Genomic DNA, 15,399 nt, shown 5'->3' with positions numbered 1-15,399 from the left:
GTGGGAGCGACCGGGATGCGCGATCATGTGATTGCGGTCGATGTCGGCACGGCAAGCGTCAGGGCCGCCGTGTTCGACGCTGCCGGCGCGATGCTTGCCCGCGCGGCCACTCCGCTGCGCCTGAAGCGCCCGGCGCCTCGGCGCGGCGAATATTCTTCCGAAGACATCTGGCAGGCCACGGCGGAGGCCGTGAAGGCGGCCCGCGCGGCAGCCGATATCGCGCCGGAGCGGATCGCGGGCCTTGCCTTTGGCGCCACCTGCTCGCTTGTGCTTCGGGACCGGAACGGCAACCCGCTTGTGCTTTCCGAGGACGAGACCGGCGCATTCGACACCATTGCCTGGTTCGATCACCGCGCCGCTGCCGAAGCGGCTGAGCTCAGCGGTTTCGACCATGAGGCCGTGCTTCATTCCGGCGGTTCGGTCTCGCCGGAAATGCAGGTGCCGAAGCTCGCATGGCTGAAGCGCAACCGGCCGGAGCTGTGGGACCGGGCCGGCGGCATCTTCGATCTCGCCGACTATCTCACCTTCCGCGCCACCGGCAGCGATCGTCGCTCGCTCTCCACGCTTTCGGCCAAATGGTTCTATCGCGGCGACCACGTCCTTCCCTGGCCGCTCGGTCTTCTGGAAAAGGCCGATCTCACCGATCTGCGCGACAAGGCGGCAATCCCGGACGTCATTCTGGTGCCGGGCGATGCCGCGGGCCGGCTGACGGCGGCGGCGGCGCGTGATCTCGGTCTGGATGGCGAAGTGGTGGTCGCAGCCGGCCTGATCGACGCCTATGCCGGCGCGCTCGGCGCGCTGCCGCCGCCGGACCTGAAAACCGATGGCGAGCTGGCACTCATTGGCGGCACGTCGAGCTGCATCGTCGGCTATGAAAGCCGGCCCGTCTTCGCGCCAAGCCTTTGGGGACCCTATTTTTCCGCGCTCTATCCCGCGCGTTGGTTGTTCGAGGCGGGCCAGTCGGCCACCGGTGGCCTGCTCAACCACCTGCTGGAGGTCCACAGCGCGGGCGGCACCGCCACCGAGGAACAGCACGGAAGGGTGATTGCCCGGATCGAGGAAATGCTGCAAAAGCGCGGCCCGGGCTTTGCCGACGGGCTCGATATCCTGCCGGATTTTCACGGCAGCCGCTCTCCCTTTGCCGACGCCTCGATGACCGGCATGGTGGCGGGGCTGACGCTCGACGGCAGTTTCGACGGGCTCTGCCGGCTCTATTGGCGCGCTTCGGTGGCGATCGCCCTGTCGCTCCGCCAAATCCTTGCCCTTTTGTCCGATAACAGCATCGCCGCAACGCGCCTGCATCTCGCCGGCGGCCACCGGCGCAACCCGCTGCTCACCCGACTTTACGCCGATGCCACCGGCCTGCCGGTTCTGGTCTCGCCAACCGAGGACGTCGTCCTGCTGGGTTCTGCCATCCACGCCGCAACCGCCGCCGGCCTCGCCCCCGATCTCGGAGCGGCCGCGCGCGCCATGCAGGCGAGGCCGGCGGAAATCGCACCCGATCCCACGCTGGCGGATTACTATGCCCGCCAGTATCGCCGGCTGGAAATCCTGCAGGCTTGTCGCGACGAGCTCAAGGCCCTCGCATAAACGGCGACAGAAAGACATAAACAAACCTTTATGTCTTTCTTGCCAGCTTTCGCCAAGGCTGATAGGTACGGAACAGATGAACAGGCAAATTGCGGGTGCCGGTTGCGCTCGTCCTGCCGAACTGTTTCCGGAGTTTCAGATGAGCACCACAAACGACTATCTCGTCGCCGATATCGCGCTGGCCGATTATGGCCGCAAGGAAATCGACATTGCCGAAACCGAAATGCCGGGCCTGATGGCCGCGCGCGCCGAATTCGGCGACAGCCAGCCGCTGAAGGGCGCGCGCATTTCCGGCTCGCTGCACATGACGATCCAGACCGCCGTGCTGATCGAGACGCTGACGGCGCTCGGCGCCGAGGTCCGCTGGGCCTCCTGCAATATCTTCTCGACCCAGGACCATGCCGCCGCCGCGATCGCCGCCGCCGGCATTCCGGTCTATGCCGTCAAGGGCGAGACGCTTGCCGAGTACTGGTCCTATACCGACCAGATCTTCCAGTGGGCCGATGGCGGCCAGTCGAACATGATCCTCGATGATGGCGGCGACGCCACCATGTATATCCTGATCGGCGCGCGCGCCGAGGCCGGCGAGGACGTGCTGTCCAAGCCAGGCTCCGAGGAAGAGGAAGTGCTGTTCGCGCAGATCAGGAAGCGCATGGAAGCCTCGCCCGGCTTCTTCACCAAACAGCGCGAGGCGCTTCTCGGCGTTACCGAGGAAACCACCACCGGCGTCAACCGGCTCTACCAGCTTGCCAAGAAAGGCCAGCTTCCCTTCCCGGCGATCAACGTCAACGACTCGGTCACCAAGTCGAAATTCGACAACAAGTATGGCTGCAAGGAATCGCTGGTTGATGGTATCCGCCGCGCCACCGACGTGATGATGGCCGGCAAGGTCGCTGTCGTCTGCGGCTATGGCGATGTCGGCAAAGGCTCCGCCGCCTCGCTTTCGGGCGCCGGCGCACGGGTGAAGGTGACGGAAGCCGACCCGATCTGCGCCTTGCAGGCGGCGATGGACGGCTATGAGGTCGTGCTTCTGGAAGACGTGGTCGCGAGTGCCGATATCTTCGTCACCACCACCGGCAACAAGGACATCATCCGCATCGAGCATATGCGCGAGATGAAGGATATGGCGATCATCGGCAATATCGGCCATTTCGATAACGAGATCCAGATTTCCTCGCTGCGCAACTACACCTGGACCAATGTGAAGCCCCAGGTCGACATGATTTCCTTCCCCGATGGCAAGCGCATTCTGCTGCTTTCGGAAGGCCGTCTGCTGAACCTCGGCAACGCCACCGGCCACCCTTCCTTCGTGATGTCGGCGTCGTTCACCAACCAGGTGCTGGCCCAGATGGAAATCTTCCAGAACCACGACAAGTACGAGAACACGGTCCACGTCCTGCCGAAGCATCTCGACGAAAAGGTCGCGCGCCTCCATCTCGACAAGCTCGGCGCCAAGCTGACGGTGCTTTCGGAAGAACAGGCCGCCTATATCGGCGTCACCCCGGAAGGCCCGTTCAAGCCGGAACATTATCGTTACTGAGGCCATTTGCGGGACCACCGTCAGACGGCGGCTTGCGAACGTCACAAAAAAGGAAAGGCGGCCCCGCTTGGGAGCCGCCTTTTTTTAATCAGAATCTCGATTTTCTCGGGTCACCCTCGGGTCGAGCCCGAGCATGACTCATGAGAGCGTGGCGTAGCGCGAAGGACACGAGAGCGTCGGGAATGTGGCGCCGAGCGCGTTTGCCGTCGGCGCCCTTCCAGCCCACTCAGCCTTCGAGCACAACAACCTTGGTGCGCTTGTCGGGGTCGACGCGGGCGTAGAGGTCGATGATGTCCTGGTTGATCATGCGGATGCAGCCCGACGACACGGCCTGGCCGATCGAGGTCCAGTCCGGGTTGCCGTGGATGCGGAACAGCGTGTCATTGCCGTTCCTGTAAAGATAAAGCGCGCGGGCGCCGAGCGGGTTCATGATGCCGGCATCCATGCCGCCGGCATATTCCTTCAGCTCCGGCTGGCGCTTGATCATGGCCTGCGGCGGATACCAGGTCGGCCATTCGGCGCGGCGGCCGATATAGGCCTCGCCCGACCAGCGGAAACCGTCGCGGCCGACGCCGATGCCGTAGCGCACGGCCTTGCCGTCTTCCAGCACCAGATAAAGCAGCCGCTCCTTGGTATCGACGATGATCGTGCCAGGGGCTTCATCCGTTTCGTAATTGATGATCTGGCGGCGATACTTGTCGTCGACCTGCGTGATCGGCACACGCGGCAGGTCCACGCCATTGTCATTCGTGGCCGCATAGGCGGAAATCGGCGCCATCGTCGTCGACGAACTGTTGGTGGTGGTGCAGCCGGCGGCGGCGAGCAGGCTCGTCAGCGAGAGTGCCAGAAAAAGGGATCGAATGTGCATGGACGGTCTCACGGCGTGGAACAAAAGGTGATAATGGTCAATTGATAGAAGCTTATGGTTAACATTTGATTGCAACACAAGCTCTGGCGTGGATCGGAGGTTTGGATCGCGCCCCGAGGGCGCGGAGCTGTTGTGAAAATGCATCGCATGAAAGGAAGTTCCATGGCGATTGTCGATCTGCATGGAAAAAACCCGACGGCGGACGGCCGCCAGTCGGACCGCGCCATCATGGTCCGCCGCGGCGTCCAGCAGCTGTTAAAGCATATGCGCATTTCCGCGATCGCCGAGATGACGCTTCGAAGCGGACGCCGGGCCGATCTGATCTGTCTTTCGGAAAAGGGCGAGATCTGGATCATCGAGATCAAGACCTCGATCGAGGATTTCCGCGTCGACCGGAAATGGCCGGAATATCGCGATTTTTGCGACCGGCTGTTCTTCGCCACCCATGCCGATGTGCCGCTCGACATCTTCCCCGAGGAGTGCGGCCTGCTGCTCGCCGACCGTTACGGCGCCGAGATGATCCGCCCCGCCCCCGAACACAAGCTTGCAGCGGCAAGGCGCAAGGTGCTGACGCTTGCCTTCGCCCGCAACGCCGCCGACCGGCTGACCTTCGCCGAGCTGGCGCTGGAGAAGCTCGAAGCTGAGGGCGTGGACGTTCGGATTTAAAGCGGCGGCGTGCCGTTTTCGGCGAGCGCATTGCCGGCGAAATAGAGCGAGCCGCCGATCAGGATGCGCGGCGGCGGCTGATCGGCGCGCGCGCGCATGCAGATCGCGGCCAGCGCCTCGCCGATCGAGGAGACCGGCTCGGCCGAAAGGCCGGCATCGGCCGCCGATGAAGCCAGCGCGACCGGATCGATGAACGCCTCGGTGCCCTTGATCGGGGCGCAGTAGACATAGGTTGCAAGCCCCGCGAAATGTTCGAAGAAGCCGAACGGGTCCTTGGTGTTGATCATGCCGATCACCAGATAGAGCGGACGCGGATCGCGTTCCTCGAACCCCGCCAGCGCCTCGGCGATCACCTCGCCGGCGCCGGGGTTGTGGCCGCCGTCAAGCCAGATTTCGGAGCCCGCGGGCGTCGCCGTCACCAGATCGCCTTTCGTCAGCCGCTGCAGACGCGCCGGCCAGAACACCGCGCTCATGGCGGTTTCGACGGCCTTGTCGTCCAGCGGGAAACCGGCGGCCTTGACCGCCGAGATCGCGGCGGCGGCATTGGCATATTGATGCCGGCCCGGGAGCGCCGGCAGCGGCAGGTCCATCAGCCCGTCGCCATCCTGATAGACCAGCCGGCCATGCTCCTCATGGGCGGAGAAATCCTGGCCATAGACATGCAGCGGACAGCCAAGACGGTCGGCGCTGGCGATCAGCACCTCTTCCGCCGCCTCATATTCCTGCTGGCCGATCACCACCGGCACGCCGGGCTTCATGATGCCCGCCTTCTCGGCCGCGATCAGCTCCACCCGGTCGCCGAGATAGGCCTGATGATCGAGCGAAATCGGCATGACCACGGAAACGGCCGGCTTGTCGATGATATTGGTGGCGTCGTAGCGTCCGCCCAGCCCAACTTCCAGGATCACCACATCGGCCGGAATTTCGGCAAACAGCACGAAGGCCGCCGCCGTCAGCATTTCGAACACGGTGGCTTTCGCGCCCTCATTCGCTGCTTCGACCCGACGCAGCGTCTCCGCCAGCAGCGTGTCGTCGACATAGCCGCTCGCCCCGCCCGGCCCACCGATACGGAACCGCTCGTGCCAGCGCACCAGATGCGGCGAGGAATGGACATGGACGGAAAGGCCGGATGCCTCCAAGAGCGCGCGGCAGAAAGCGGTGGTCGAGCCCTTGCCGTTGGTGCCGGCGATATGGATCACCGGCGGCAGGGAAAGATGCGGATTGCCTAGCTTTTCGAGAAGCACCCGGATGCGATCCAGCGACAGATCGAAGCCCTTGGGATGCAGCTGCATCAGGTGCTCGATCACGCGCTCGGCGGCGCCGAATGAGGGGTTATCCATGATTGATCCGATTCTGCGGGCCTATCCCGCCCGTGGCGTTCGCGCGCCCTTATCATCCGCCGGAGGTGGCCGATTGGGAAGACCGCCGCCGCCTTGGGCCGCACGGGGTCTTCTCCGCCTTTCTCAGCCCTGCTGCGCCGGTGCTTCCTCTGCCGGAAGCGCCGGTGCGGCTTCCGCCTGCGAAGCATGCGGCCCCTCCAGAAGCCCGTGCGGCGGCGTTGCCGGCGCGCCGGTCATGATCTTCAAAAGCCGGGCCAGCGTTTCGGGCAGGTCATGGCGCTTGACCACCATGTCGACCATCCCATGCTCCAGCAGATATTCTGCGGTCTGGAACCCGTCAGGCAACTGTTCGCGGATGGTCTGCTCGATCACGCGGCGGCCGGCAAAGCCGATCTCGGCGCCGGGTTCGGCGATATGCAGGTCACCGAGCATGGCGTAGGAGGCGGAAACGCCGCCGGTGGTCGGGTTGGTCAGCACCACCACATAGGGCAGGCCGGCATCGCGCATCATCTCGATCATCACGGTCACGCGCGGCATCTGCATTAGCGACAGGATGCCCTCCTGCATGCGCGCGCCGCCGGAGGCCGGGAAGATCACCAGCGGGCATTTTTCATCGAGCGCGCGCTGGAAGGCCTGGATGATCGCCTCGCCGGCGGCCATGCCGAGCGAGCCGCCCATGAACTTGAATTCCTGCACCACGGCAACGAGCTTCAGCCCCTCGAGCGTGCCCAGACCGGCGAGGATCGTGTCTTCCTGATCGGTCTTCGCCCGGTTTTCCTTCAGCCGGTCGAGATATTTCTTGGAGTCGCGGAATTTCAGCGGGTCCTGCGCCACCTTGGGCTGCGGCAGGTCCTCATAGGCGCCGTTATCGAACAGATCGGCGAGGCGGGCACGCGCGGGCATCTTCATGTGATAGCCGGAAGACGGGATCACCCACTTGTTTTCTTCCAGATCGGTATGAAACACCATGGCCCCGGTTTCGGGGCATTTGATCCACAGATTCTCGGGCACCTCGCGGCGGCCGAACATGGAGTTGATCCGCGGCCGCACGTAATTGGTAATCCAGTTCACCACATGAACCTCCTGAATTTCTTTGCCTGCCGTGTGCCAGATTTACTCGGCGGCTGCAAGGCGCGCGTCCCTGACGCCGCTTGAAAGGCCCTTCACGAAAGTCGAAACCGCGTCGACCGTGTCCTTGCCGGCCTTGCCGTCGGCCGTCAGGCTGCCGGCGATCTGGTTCACCAGCGCCGTGCCGACCACCACGCCATCGGCGGCAGCCCCGATCAGGCGGGCATGCTCGGCGGTCTTGACGCCGAAGCCGACGCAGACCGGCAGATCGGTATGCGCCTTGATGCGCGAGACCGCCTCGCCGACCTTTGACGGATCGGGCAGCGCCGAGCCGGTGATCCCGTTCATCGAGACATAATAGACGAAGCCGGACGTGTTTTTCAAAACCGCCGGCAGACGCTTGCCGTCCGTGGTCGGCGTCGCCAGCCGGATGAAGTTCAGTCCTGCTGCAAGCGCCGGAATGCAGAGCTCGTTGTCCATTTCCGGCGGCAGGTCGACGATGATCAGCCCGTCAATGCCGGAATCCAGCGCATCGGCAATGAACTTCTCCACGCCATAGATGTAGATCGGGTTGTAGTAGCCCATCATCACGATCGGCGTATCGGCATCGCTCTTGCGGAATTCCCGCGCCAACTCAAGGGTCTTCGCCAGCGTCTGGCCGCCCTTCAGCGCCCGCAAGCCTGCCATCTGGATCGACGGGCCATCGGCCATCGGATCGGAAAACGGCATGCCGAGCTCGATCACGTCCGCGCCCGCCTTCGGCAGCGCCTTCATGATCTCAAGCGAGGTATCGAAATCCGGATCGCCGCCCATGAAATAGGTGATCAGCGCCGGCCGGCCCTCAGCCTTCAGCGCGGCAAAGCGTTTTTCCATACGTTCGGTCATAAGGGCATTCCTAGTTCAATGAGAGTAAATTCTGGATTTTGTCCTGGAAGGTGATCCACGCGCCCAAGAGCGCCATAGCTGAAATAACAGCTGTGACTATAAAACCTTTGGAAGCTAGGTGATTTATCTTTTCCTCAATGCGAATGACGCGATCGCGGATATCACGGGCATCTTTCCTCGTCTCGGTTAGGCTGCGATCTATGTTTTCGACATTGGCTTCTAGTTTTGCAACACGCCCTTCCATGTCTGATCCTCCGCCTGAACCCGAGCCGGCCAGTTTCAGTTGTTCAACTTCTCGCTTGAGCTCATCAAAGTCTGCCTTGCCACCCCTAATAGCCGAGAAAGCCGATTTACTTGGCTCACGCATCAGACTTGTCCATATCCTTCAAGATATTTTTGAGAAGGTCCTTGAGTTGATCCCTGTTGTCTTCAAGGTTCCGCAGAACGGCATCAATTTCCTCAGTTGGCTTTCTTCCGGAGGCAATCGCTAGCAGCACGGCAAACAACCTCATATCTGTACTCGTCTGGTTTACCAAAAGGCCGATCAATCGGATTTGGCTCTCAGGAGACAAGCTGAAGTCCTTGTCGACATTTCCTTGCTCCACGGTTTCCCAAAGCGAATCGAGGACATCATCCAGCTTCATGTCGGAATCAATATTCATTCTCAACTCCACGCTTTCACTGGCGCCAGCCAAAAAGTCGCCGGCATAGGCCGCCTAAAGCATCCTACTCCGTTTCTCCGTCCGACCACGCGCTGATCGCGGTCACCAGCGACTTGTGGACGGACTTCATGTTCATCACGAGGCTGTCGATCTCGGCGGAGGCATTGCCGCCCGCGGCGAGCGCGTTCAGCGCGGAGACCAGTTCGATGTTGAACAGGTTCTGATGCGCCAGCGCCTTAATCACAGCGGCGCGCACCTCGTTGTCGCCGCTGTCCTCCTCCTCGATGATCTCGAACAGCGCTTCCGCCAATTCCGACATTTCCTCGATCATCTCCCCCCTGCTCATATGCTTACATCTCCATGCCGAGAATCTTGCCCACCGTATGCACGTCCTTGTCGCCGCGGCCGGAAAGATTGGCGAGGATGATCTCGTCCTTGCCCATCTTCGGTGCGCGCTTCATGATTTCGGCAATCGCGTGGCTCGCTTCAAGCGCGGGGATGATGCCCTCAAGCCTTGTCATGAGCTGGAAAGCTTCCAGCGCCTCGTCATCCATGATCGGCACATAGTTCACGCGGCCGATATCGTTCAGCCAGGAATGTTCCGGCCCGATGCCGGGATAATCGAGGCCGGCGGAGACCGAATGACCTTCCTTGATCTGGCCGTCGCCATCCTGCAGCAGATAGGTGCGGTTGCCGTGAAGCACGCCGGGCGCGCCGGCGGTGATCGAGGCGCAATGCTCCTCGCCCGAAAGCCCCTTGCCGCCCGCCTCGACACCGACGATCTTGACGCCCGGATCATCGAGGAAGGGGTGGAAGATGCCGATCGCGTTCGAGCCGCCGCCGACGGCTGCGATGACGAGATCCGGCAGCCGGCCCTCGGCCTCCATGATCTGCTCGCGCGCTTCCGTGCCGATCACCGCCTGGAAATCGCGCACCATTTCCGGATAAGGGTGCGGGCCTGCCGCCGTGCCGATCAGGTAATAGGTGTCCTCGACATTGGTGACCCAGTCACGCAACGCCTCGTTCATCGCGTCCTTCAGCGTGCCGTGGCCGGCCGTCACCGGCTTCACCCCGGCGCCCAAAAGCTGCATGCGGAACACGTTCGGCGCCTGCCGCTCGACATCGGTGGCACCCATATAGACCACGCAGGGCAGGCCGAAGCGGGCGGCGACGGTGGCGGACGCCACGCCGTGCTGGCCGGCGCCGGTCTCGGCGATGATCCGCGTCTTGCCCATGCGCTTGGCAAGCAGGATCTGGCCGATGCAGTTGTTGATCTTGTGCGAACCGGTGTGGTTCAGTTCCTCGCGCTTGAAATAGATCTTCGCGCCGCCAAGGTGTTCGGTCAGGCGTTCGGCGTAATAGATCGGGCTCGGCCGGCCGATATAATGCTTGCCGAGCGATTTCAGCTCCGCCTGGAATTCCGGATCGGTCTTCGCCTTTTCCCACTCGGCCTCAAGGTCGAGGATCAGCGGCATCAGCGTCTCGGCGACGAAACGGCCGCCGAAAATGCCGAACAGACCGGTCTCGTCGGGTCCGGATTTGAAGGAATTCAGCTTCGGGGTCTCGTTCACGGTCATTCTCCATCAGGCCGTTGCATGGGCAGCGTCAACGGCATCAAAAAAGGCATCAATCCGGGCGGCATCCTTCACGCCGGGCGCGCTTTCCACGCCCGAGGAAACATCAAGCCCCTGCGCCCCGGTTTCATGAAGCGCGGCGGCGACATTTTCCGCCGAAAGACCGCCCGACAGAAAATAAGGGATAGTCGGGCGCCAGCCGGCAAGCAAGCGCCAATCGAAGGTCACGCCATTTCCACCCGGAAGCGTGGCGTTGGCCGGCGGCTTTGCGTCAAAAAGCAGGTGATCTGCGACACCCATATATTCATCGACCCGGGCAAGGTCCTCAGGCGCGCGCAGCGAAAACGCCTTGATCACCGGCAGGCCGAACAGCGCCTTGATGGTCACCACCCGGTCGGGCGTCTCGTGGCCGTGGAGCTGCAGCATGTCGGGCCGGGCAGCGTAGACGATCTCTTCCAGCAGCTCGTTGTCGGCATCGACCGAAACGGCGACGGTTTTGGCGCGACCACGGACATGGTTGATCAGGCCGCCCGCGACATCTGGCTCGACATAGCGCGGGCTCTTCTCAAAGAAGATGAAACCGACATGGCTAGCGCCGCGACGGATGACGTGATCAATCGTGTCTTCGCTGCTGAGCCCGCAGATCTTGATGGCCGGACGTTTCATGGTCTGTCCTTAACATATCGCGAAAAACTTCGCGAGTTCTATACGGTGGGAGGATCGAAGCGGATCGCATGGAGGAAAGACCCTTCGGCCTTCAGCCAGCGGCGCGCCTCCGGGGTTCTCGGGCACAGTTTTTCGCAGAGCGCCCAGAAGCGCGGGCCGTGGTTCATTTCGCTGAGATGGGCCACCTCGTGCGCGGCGAGATAATCCACGACAAACAGCGGCGCCATCGCGATCCGCCAGGAAAAATTGAGATTGCCGGCCGAAGAACACGAACCCCAGCGCGATTTCGTGTCCTTGAAGCTGATCGCAGCGAAACGCTTGCCGCTTGCCTCCGCGTGGTGTCGCACCCGTTCGGTGATCTCACGCTTCGCCTCCTTCTTCAAATAGTCGCTGGCGCGCCGGCCAATGCTGGCGGCGGGGCCGGAGACCATGAGAACCGGCGCACCGTCCTCCATGCGGGCCTCGGTCAGCCCGCGCAGATTGCCGCTGTGGCGGATGGTGTGGGCGACGCCAAAAACCGGGAGCGACGCCCCGTCGCCGATTGTCGTGTCGCGACCCTCGAACCGTCCGATCCTGTCGATCAGCCAGTCGTGATGGCGGCGCAGGAAGCCATCGACCTGATGGCGCGCCAGCCCCGGCGGCACGGTCAGGCTCACCGCATGCCCGCCCGGCTCGATCTTCAGCGTCATCCGCCGCGCGCGCGCATTGGTTTTGACGTTGAGCGGCAGCACCCTTCCGCCGATGTCGATTGTCCTGGCGTTCATTCCGTGTCTCTTCGGCCCCTTCGGCCTTCCTATACCGGGTTCCGACCCCGACAGGCCACAAAAAAGGCACCGCCCGGGGGATATGGGCGATGCCGAAAGGGTGGCTGCCGCGCCAGAAGGCGCGGCGCATTGCGTCAGTCCTGCGATGTGCCGCCGAAATTACCGCCGCGCTCGCGCATAAAACGGTCGAATTCCTCGCGGTCGCGAGCCTTTCTCAGCTCGTCGGTGTAGCGGTCGAATTCGGCGCGCATTTCATCGAGCTTGCGGCGCTCGGCCTCGATCCGCTCCATCTCGCTGCGACGCCATTCATCGAAGGCGGCATTGCCGGTGGAGGCCATCGGCTCGGCGGCCTGGCGCATGTTGCGCTTGCAGGAACCGAACGCCCGTTCGGCGGAACGCTTCCATTCGCCGCGCGACATGTTCAGACGATCGCCCCAGATAATATAGGCAAGCATCACCAGTCCAAGCGGCCAGAACACGACAAAACCGATCACCATCAGGGCAATCGTAAGTGGCGTCCACGCCGGACGCAGTAACGCAGTCTCGTTCATCTCGGTTTTTCCTCGTTTCGTCTCGGCGATCGACCGCCGATATTTCCGATATGGAAATGGCGGCATGCCGCTTCAAGAGAAAATCGGCACGAATCGAACGAATTTGGGAGAAACGGTACGGTATCGCGGAACGACCTTCCCGTTGAAGGGCGTCGTCGTGGAGTGAGTTCAAGGCGACATGGGATTGCTGAAAGGGGAGGTCTCCCGTGTTGCCGTGAACCCCGGCTAAAGGCCGGGTTGACGCCCGAGGGAGCGGAGATCGGCCCGAGACTGGGCCGGAGCGGGGTGCAAGAAGCCACCACGGAGATGGAGGACCTGACGTGCCTTCCAGACCTCTGTCATGCCGGCCTTGAGCCGGCATGAAGGGCCACGCGACCGGCGCGGCGGATACCTTCTACCCGGAAAAGGCGGCGAACGCGCCGCCCCGTCCTCAGATATCCAGATTCGCCACCGAGAGCGCGTTGTCCTGGATGAAGTCGCGGCGGGGTTCCACCTCGTCGCCCATCAGGCGCGAGAACAGGCCGTCGGCGCTGGTGGCGTCGTTGACCTTGACCTGCAGCAGCGAGCGGACATTGGGGTCCATCGTGGTTTCCCAGAGCTGCTCGGCGTTCATCTCGCCAAGGCCCTTGTAGCGCTGCATGGTGAGCCCCTTGCGGCCGGCCTCGAACACGGCTTCCAGCATGGCGCGCGGGCCGTAGATCGTGAGATCGCCATTCTTGCGCTTCAGGAGCGGCGGCTTCTCGTAGACCTCGAACAGACGCTTCTGGAGCTGGTCGATATAGCGGGCGTCGGCCGAGCCGATCAGGCCCATGTCGATATTGGCGACTTCCTTGACGCCGCGCACGGTGCGCTCGAAGCGCAGGCCGCCATCCTCGCGCACGAAGCCTTCCCAGCCGCGTTCGGTTTCTTCCGCGATCATGTCGAGCCGGGCGGCGATATCGGCGGCAAGCCTTGTCGCCTCAGCCGGGTCGGTGACCCGCTCGGCATTGAGCGCACCGGCAATCGCCGCCTGCTCCACCACCGCGCGGTCATAGCGCGAATGGATGCCTTCCATCAGGTTGCGCATGCGGATCGCGTCGACGATCGCCTGTCTGAGGTCCGGTCCGGCGCGCACCTCGCCGGAGCCGAGCTCCAACGATGCATCCTCGAGCCCCTGGTCGATCAGGTAATCCTCGAGCGCCTGTTCGTTCTTCAGATACTGCACCGACTTGCCGCGCGTGACCTTATAGAGCGGCGGCTGGGCAATATAGAGATGGCCGCGCTCGATCAGCTCCGGCATCTGCCGGAAGAAAAAGGTGAGCAACAGGGTGCGGATATGCGCGCCGTCGACGTCAGCATCGGTCATGATGATGATCTTGTGGTAGCGCAGCTTGTCCGGATTGTACTCGTCCTTGCCGATGCCGGTGCCAAGCGCGGTGATCAGCGTGCCGATTTCCTGGCTCGACAGCATCTTGTCGAAACGGGCGCGTTCGACGTTCAGGATCTTGCCCCGAAGCGGCAGGATCGCCTGGGTCTCGCGCGAGCGGCCCTGCTTGGCCGAACCGCCGGCGGAATCGCCCTCCACCAGCACCAGTTCGGATTTGGCGGGATCGCGGTTGGAGCAATCGGCGAGCTTGCCGGGCAGCGAGGCGATATCGAGTGCGCCCTTGCGCCGCGTCAGTTCGCGCGCGCGCCGCGCCGCCTCGCGGGCGGTCGCGGCCTCGGCGATCTTGGTGACGAGAATGCGGGCCTCGTTGGGGTGCTCCTCCAGCCACTGGCCAAGCGCATCATTGACGCAGCTTTCGACCACTGGACGCACCTCGGAGGAGACCAGCTTGTCCTTGGTCTGCGACGAGAATTTCGGGTCCGGCACCTTCACCGAAAGCACCGCCGTCAGCCCCTCGCGGCAGTCTTCGCCCGACAGCGTAACCTTTTCGCGCTTCAGAATGCCGGACGTGTCGGCGTAGGACACCATCTGGCGCGTCAGCGCGCCGCGGAAACCGGCCATATGGGTGCCGCCGTCGCGCTGGGGAATGTTGTTGGTGAAGCAGAGCACATTTTCGTGGTAGCTGTCGTTCCACCACATCGCCACCTCGACGGTGATCCCGTCCTTCTCGGTGGAGATCGCGATCGGTTCGCTCACCAGCGGCTTCTTGGCGCGGTCGAGATAGGCAACGAAGGCCGCCAGCCCGCCATCGTAGTGCATTTCCTTGGAGACCGGCTCGGCATGGCGGTTGTCGGTCAGAAGAATGCGCACGCCGGAATTCAGGAACGCCAGTTCGTGCAGGCGCTTTTCCAGCGTGTCATAGTCGAACTCCACCATGGTGAAGGTTTCGGAGCTCGGCATGAAGGTCAGTTCCGTGCCCGTCTCATCGCCGGCATCGCCGATCACTTCCAGCGGCTTGTCGGCCACGCCGTGAGTGAACGAAATCTCGTGCAGCTTGCCATTGCGCTTGATCTTCAGCTTCAGCCAGACCGAGAGCGCATTGACCACCGAAACGCCCACGCCATGCAGGCCGCCGGACACCTTGTAGGAATTCTGGTCGAACTTGCCGCCGGCATGGAGCTGGGTCATGATCACTTCGGCCGCCGAAATGCCCTCGCCGGTGTGAATGTCGGTCGGAATCCCGCGGCCATTGTCGGTCACCGAGACCGAGCCGTCCGGATTGAGCGTTACCGTGACCAGGTCGGCATGGCCGGCCAGCGCCTCGTCGATCGCGTTATCGACCACCTCATAGACCATGTGGTGCAGCCCGGAGCCGTCATCGGTATCGCCGATATACATGCCCGGCCGCTTGCGCACGGCATCCAGCCCCTTGAGAACCTTGATCGAATCAGCGCCGTATTCGGCGGGAACGCCGACGGCAATTTCTGGGGTTTCGCTCATAAACAGGTCTTTCCAAACGTGTTGGAGTGTGGGCGCAAAACATTGGCGCCGAATCACTGCCGTTTTCAGGCACCGATCCTAGGGGAAAAGCCCTTTTCACTCAAATCGATGGGGCCTCTTTTACAGTCAAATTGGGGATAAGCCCAGCCCGTTTCAATGGCGCGCGCGCGCAAGTGTGGCGGGACGCAAAAATCGCCGATCCCGAAACGAGATATTTCCGGCGGACGGGGGCGCGGCCAGATAATTCTTGTGTATGCTATCGTTATGAACCGGCGACGCACTATCTGAAAGTGGGGTCGCCATTCACCATCGCCCCCGGACAATGCCGGGCGGTGGCGAAGCGGCAGCTTCCTTGCCGG

Annotated in this window: 15 protein-coding genes; 3 read left to right on the top strand and 12 right to left on the bottom strand. The window is 62.8% G+C overall.

From position 1 onward, the window contains the following. Positions 1-15 precede the first annotated feature (15 nt). A complete protein-coding gene (locus tag V6767_RS07320; protein ID WP_448472857.1) occupies positions 16-1,590 on the top strand; it encodes an FGGY-family carbohydrate kinase in 1,575 nt (524 codons plus the stop codon). 139 nt (positions 1,591-1,729) lie between these two features. Continuing rightward, a complete protein-coding gene (gene ahcY / locus V6767_RS07315; RefSeq protein WP_448472856.1) occupies positions 1,730-3,130 on the top strand; it encodes an adenosylhomocysteinase in 1,401 nt (466 codons plus the stop codon). Between the two features lie 226 nt (positions 3,131-3,356). Here the strand turns inward: ahcY and V6767_RS07310 are convergent, their stop codons facing one another. Continuing rightward, positions 3,357-3,998 carry a L,D-transpeptidase gene (locus tag V6767_RS07310; RefSeq protein WP_448472855.1) on the bottom strand — a complete coding sequence of 214 codons (642 nt, stop codon included), beginning with the start codon at positions 3,996-3,998 and terminating at the stop codon, positions 3,357-3,359. Positions 3,999-4,160: 162 nt separating this feature from the next. Here V6767_RS07310 and V6767_RS07305 point away from each other — a divergent pair, with 162 nt between their 5' ends. Continuing rightward, complete coding sequence (locus V6767_RS07305; protein ID WP_448472854.1) at positions 4,161-4,664, top strand: MmcB family DNA repair protein; 504 nt, start codon at positions 4,161-4,163, stop codon at positions 4,662-4,664. Here V6767_RS07305 and V6767_RS07300 read toward each other — a convergent pair. The 11 genes from V6767_RS07300 to gyrB all read right to left on the bottom strand — a co-directional run bounded on the left by V6767_RS07300 (position 4,661) and on the right by gyrB (position 15,040). Next, positions 4,661-6,004, bottom strand: a complete 1,344-nt coding sequence (locus V6767_RS07300) for a bifunctional folylpolyglutamate synthase/dihydrofolate synthase (protein ID WP_448472853.1) — start codon at positions 6,002-6,004, stop codon at positions 4,661-4,663. The genes V6767_RS07305 and V6767_RS07300 overlap by 4 nt on opposite strands. 123 nt (positions 6,005-6,127) lie before the next feature. Beyond that, positions 6,128-7,075, bottom strand: a complete 948-nt coding sequence (gene accD, locus V6767_RS07295) for an acetyl-CoA carboxylase, carboxyltransferase subunit beta (RefSeq protein ID WP_448472852.1) — start codon at positions 7,073-7,075, stop codon at positions 6,128-6,130. Positions 7,076-7,117: 42 nt separating this feature from the next. Then, a complete protein-coding gene (gene trpA, locus V6767_RS07290) occupies positions 7,118-7,957 on the bottom strand; it encodes a tryptophan synthase subunit alpha (RefSeq protein WP_448472851.1) in 840 nt (279 codons plus the stop codon). 10 nt (positions 7,958-7,967) lie between these two features. Continuing rightward, positions 7,968-8,324 (bottom strand): hypothetical protein, encoded by a 357-nt coding sequence (locus V6767_RS07285; RefSeq protein ID WP_448472850.1) that lies wholly within the window; start codon positions 8,322-8,324, stop codon positions 7,968-7,970. After that, on the bottom strand, positions 8,317-8,619 hold the full coding sequence (locus V6767_RS07280; RefSeq protein ID WP_448472849.1) for a hypothetical protein: 303 nt from the start codon (positions 8,617-8,619) through the stop codon (positions 8,317-8,319). Before V6767_RS07280 ends, V6767_RS07285 begins: the two co-directional genes overlap by 8 nt. Before the next feature lie 64 nt (positions 8,620-8,683). After that, complete coding sequence (locus V6767_RS07275; RefSeq protein ID WP_448472848.1) at positions 8,684-8,965, bottom strand: hypothetical protein; 282 nt, start codon at positions 8,963-8,965, stop codon at positions 8,684-8,686. Between the two features lie 4 nt (positions 8,966-8,969). Then, positions 8,970-10,190 carry a tryptophan synthase subunit beta gene (trpB, locus tag V6767_RS07270; RefSeq protein ID WP_448472847.1) on the bottom strand — a complete coding sequence of 407 codons (1,221 nt, stop codon included), beginning with the start codon at positions 10,188-10,190 and terminating at the stop codon, positions 8,970-8,972. 12 nt (positions 10,191-10,202) lie between these two features. Continuing rightward, the gene (locus tag V6767_RS07265; protein ID WP_448472846.1) at positions 10,203-10,859 is read right to left on the bottom strand and encodes a phosphoribosylanthranilate isomerase; all 657 of its coding nucleotides are present in this window, start codon (positions 10,857-10,859) and stop codon (positions 10,203-10,205) included. A gap of 38 nt (positions 10,860-10,897) precedes the next feature. Then, positions 10,898-11,623, bottom strand: a complete 726-nt coding sequence (locus V6767_RS07260; RefSeq protein WP_448472845.1) for a M48 family metallopeptidase — start codon at positions 11,621-11,623, stop codon at positions 10,898-10,900. 134 nt (positions 11,624-11,757) lie between these two features. After that, complete coding sequence (locus V6767_RS07255; RefSeq protein ID WP_448430034.1) at positions 11,758-12,174, bottom strand: DUF2852 domain-containing protein; 417 nt, start codon at positions 12,172-12,174, stop codon at positions 11,758-11,760. Between the two features lie 430 nt (positions 12,175-12,604). Beyond that, on the bottom strand, positions 12,605-15,040 hold the full coding sequence (gyrB, locus tag V6767_RS07250; protein WP_448463676.1) for a DNA topoisomerase (ATP-hydrolyzing) subunit B: 2,436 nt from the start codon (positions 15,038-15,040) through the stop codon (positions 12,605-12,607). Positions 15,041-15,399: the final 359 nt, after the last annotated feature.

The organism is Martelella sp. FLE1502 (assembly GCF_053484255.1).
Note: the sequence above shows the minus strand (reverse complement) of the source record. Positions and strands in the feature narration are given on the sequence as shown.

Excerpts from the sequence above, each read along its gene's own strand:
- V6767_RS07320 (WP_448472857.1), top strand. The coding sequence starts at position 16 with ATGCGCGATCATGTGATTGCGGTCGATGTCGGCACGGCAAGCGTCAGG.
- ahcY (WP_448472856.1), top strand. The coding sequence starts at position 1,730 with ATGAGCACCACAAACGACTATCTCGTCGCCGATATCGCGCTGGCCGAT.
- V6767_RS07310 (WP_448472855.1), bottom strand. The coding sequence starts at position 3,998 with ATGCACATTCGATCCCTTTTTCTGGCACTCTCGCTGACGAGCCTGCTC.
- V6767_RS07305 (WP_448472854.1), top strand. The coding sequence starts at position 4,161 with ATGGCGATTGTCGATCTGCATGGAAAAAACCCGACGGCGGACGGCCGC.
- V6767_RS07300 (WP_448472853.1), bottom strand. The coding sequence starts at position 6,004 with ATGGATAACCCCTCATTCGGCGCCGCCGAGCGCGTGATCGAGCACCTG.
- trpA (WP_448472851.1), bottom strand. The coding sequence starts at position 7,957 with ATGACCGAACGTATGGAAAAACGCTTTGCCGCGCTGAAGGCTGAGGGC.
- V6767_RS07285 (WP_448472850.1), bottom strand. The coding sequence starts at position 8,324 with ATGCGTGAGCCAAGTAAATCGGCTTTCTCGGCTATTAGGGGTGGCAAG.
- V6767_RS07280 (WP_448472849.1), bottom strand. The coding sequence starts at position 8,619 with ATGAATATTGATTCCGACATGAAGCTGGATGATGTCCTCGATTCGCTT.
- V6767_RS07275 (WP_448472848.1), bottom strand. The coding sequence starts at position 8,965 with ATGAGCAGGGGGGAGATGATCGAGGAAATGTCGGAATTGGCGGAAGCG.
- V6767_RS07265 (WP_448472846.1), bottom strand. The coding sequence starts at position 10,859 with ATGAAACGTCCGGCCATCAAGATCTGCGGGCTCAGCAGCGAAGACACG.
- V6767_RS07260 (WP_448472845.1), bottom strand. The coding sequence starts at position 11,623 with ATGAACGCCAGGACAATCGACATCGGCGGAAGGGTGCTGCCGCTCAAC.
- V6767_RS07255 (WP_448430034.1), bottom strand. The coding sequence starts at position 12,174 with ATGAACGAGACTGCGTTACTGCGTCCGGCGTGGACGCCACTTACGATT.
- gyrB (WP_448463676.1), bottom strand. The coding sequence starts at position 15,040 with ATGAGCGAAACCCCAGAAATTGCCGTCGGCGTTCCCGCCGAATACGGC.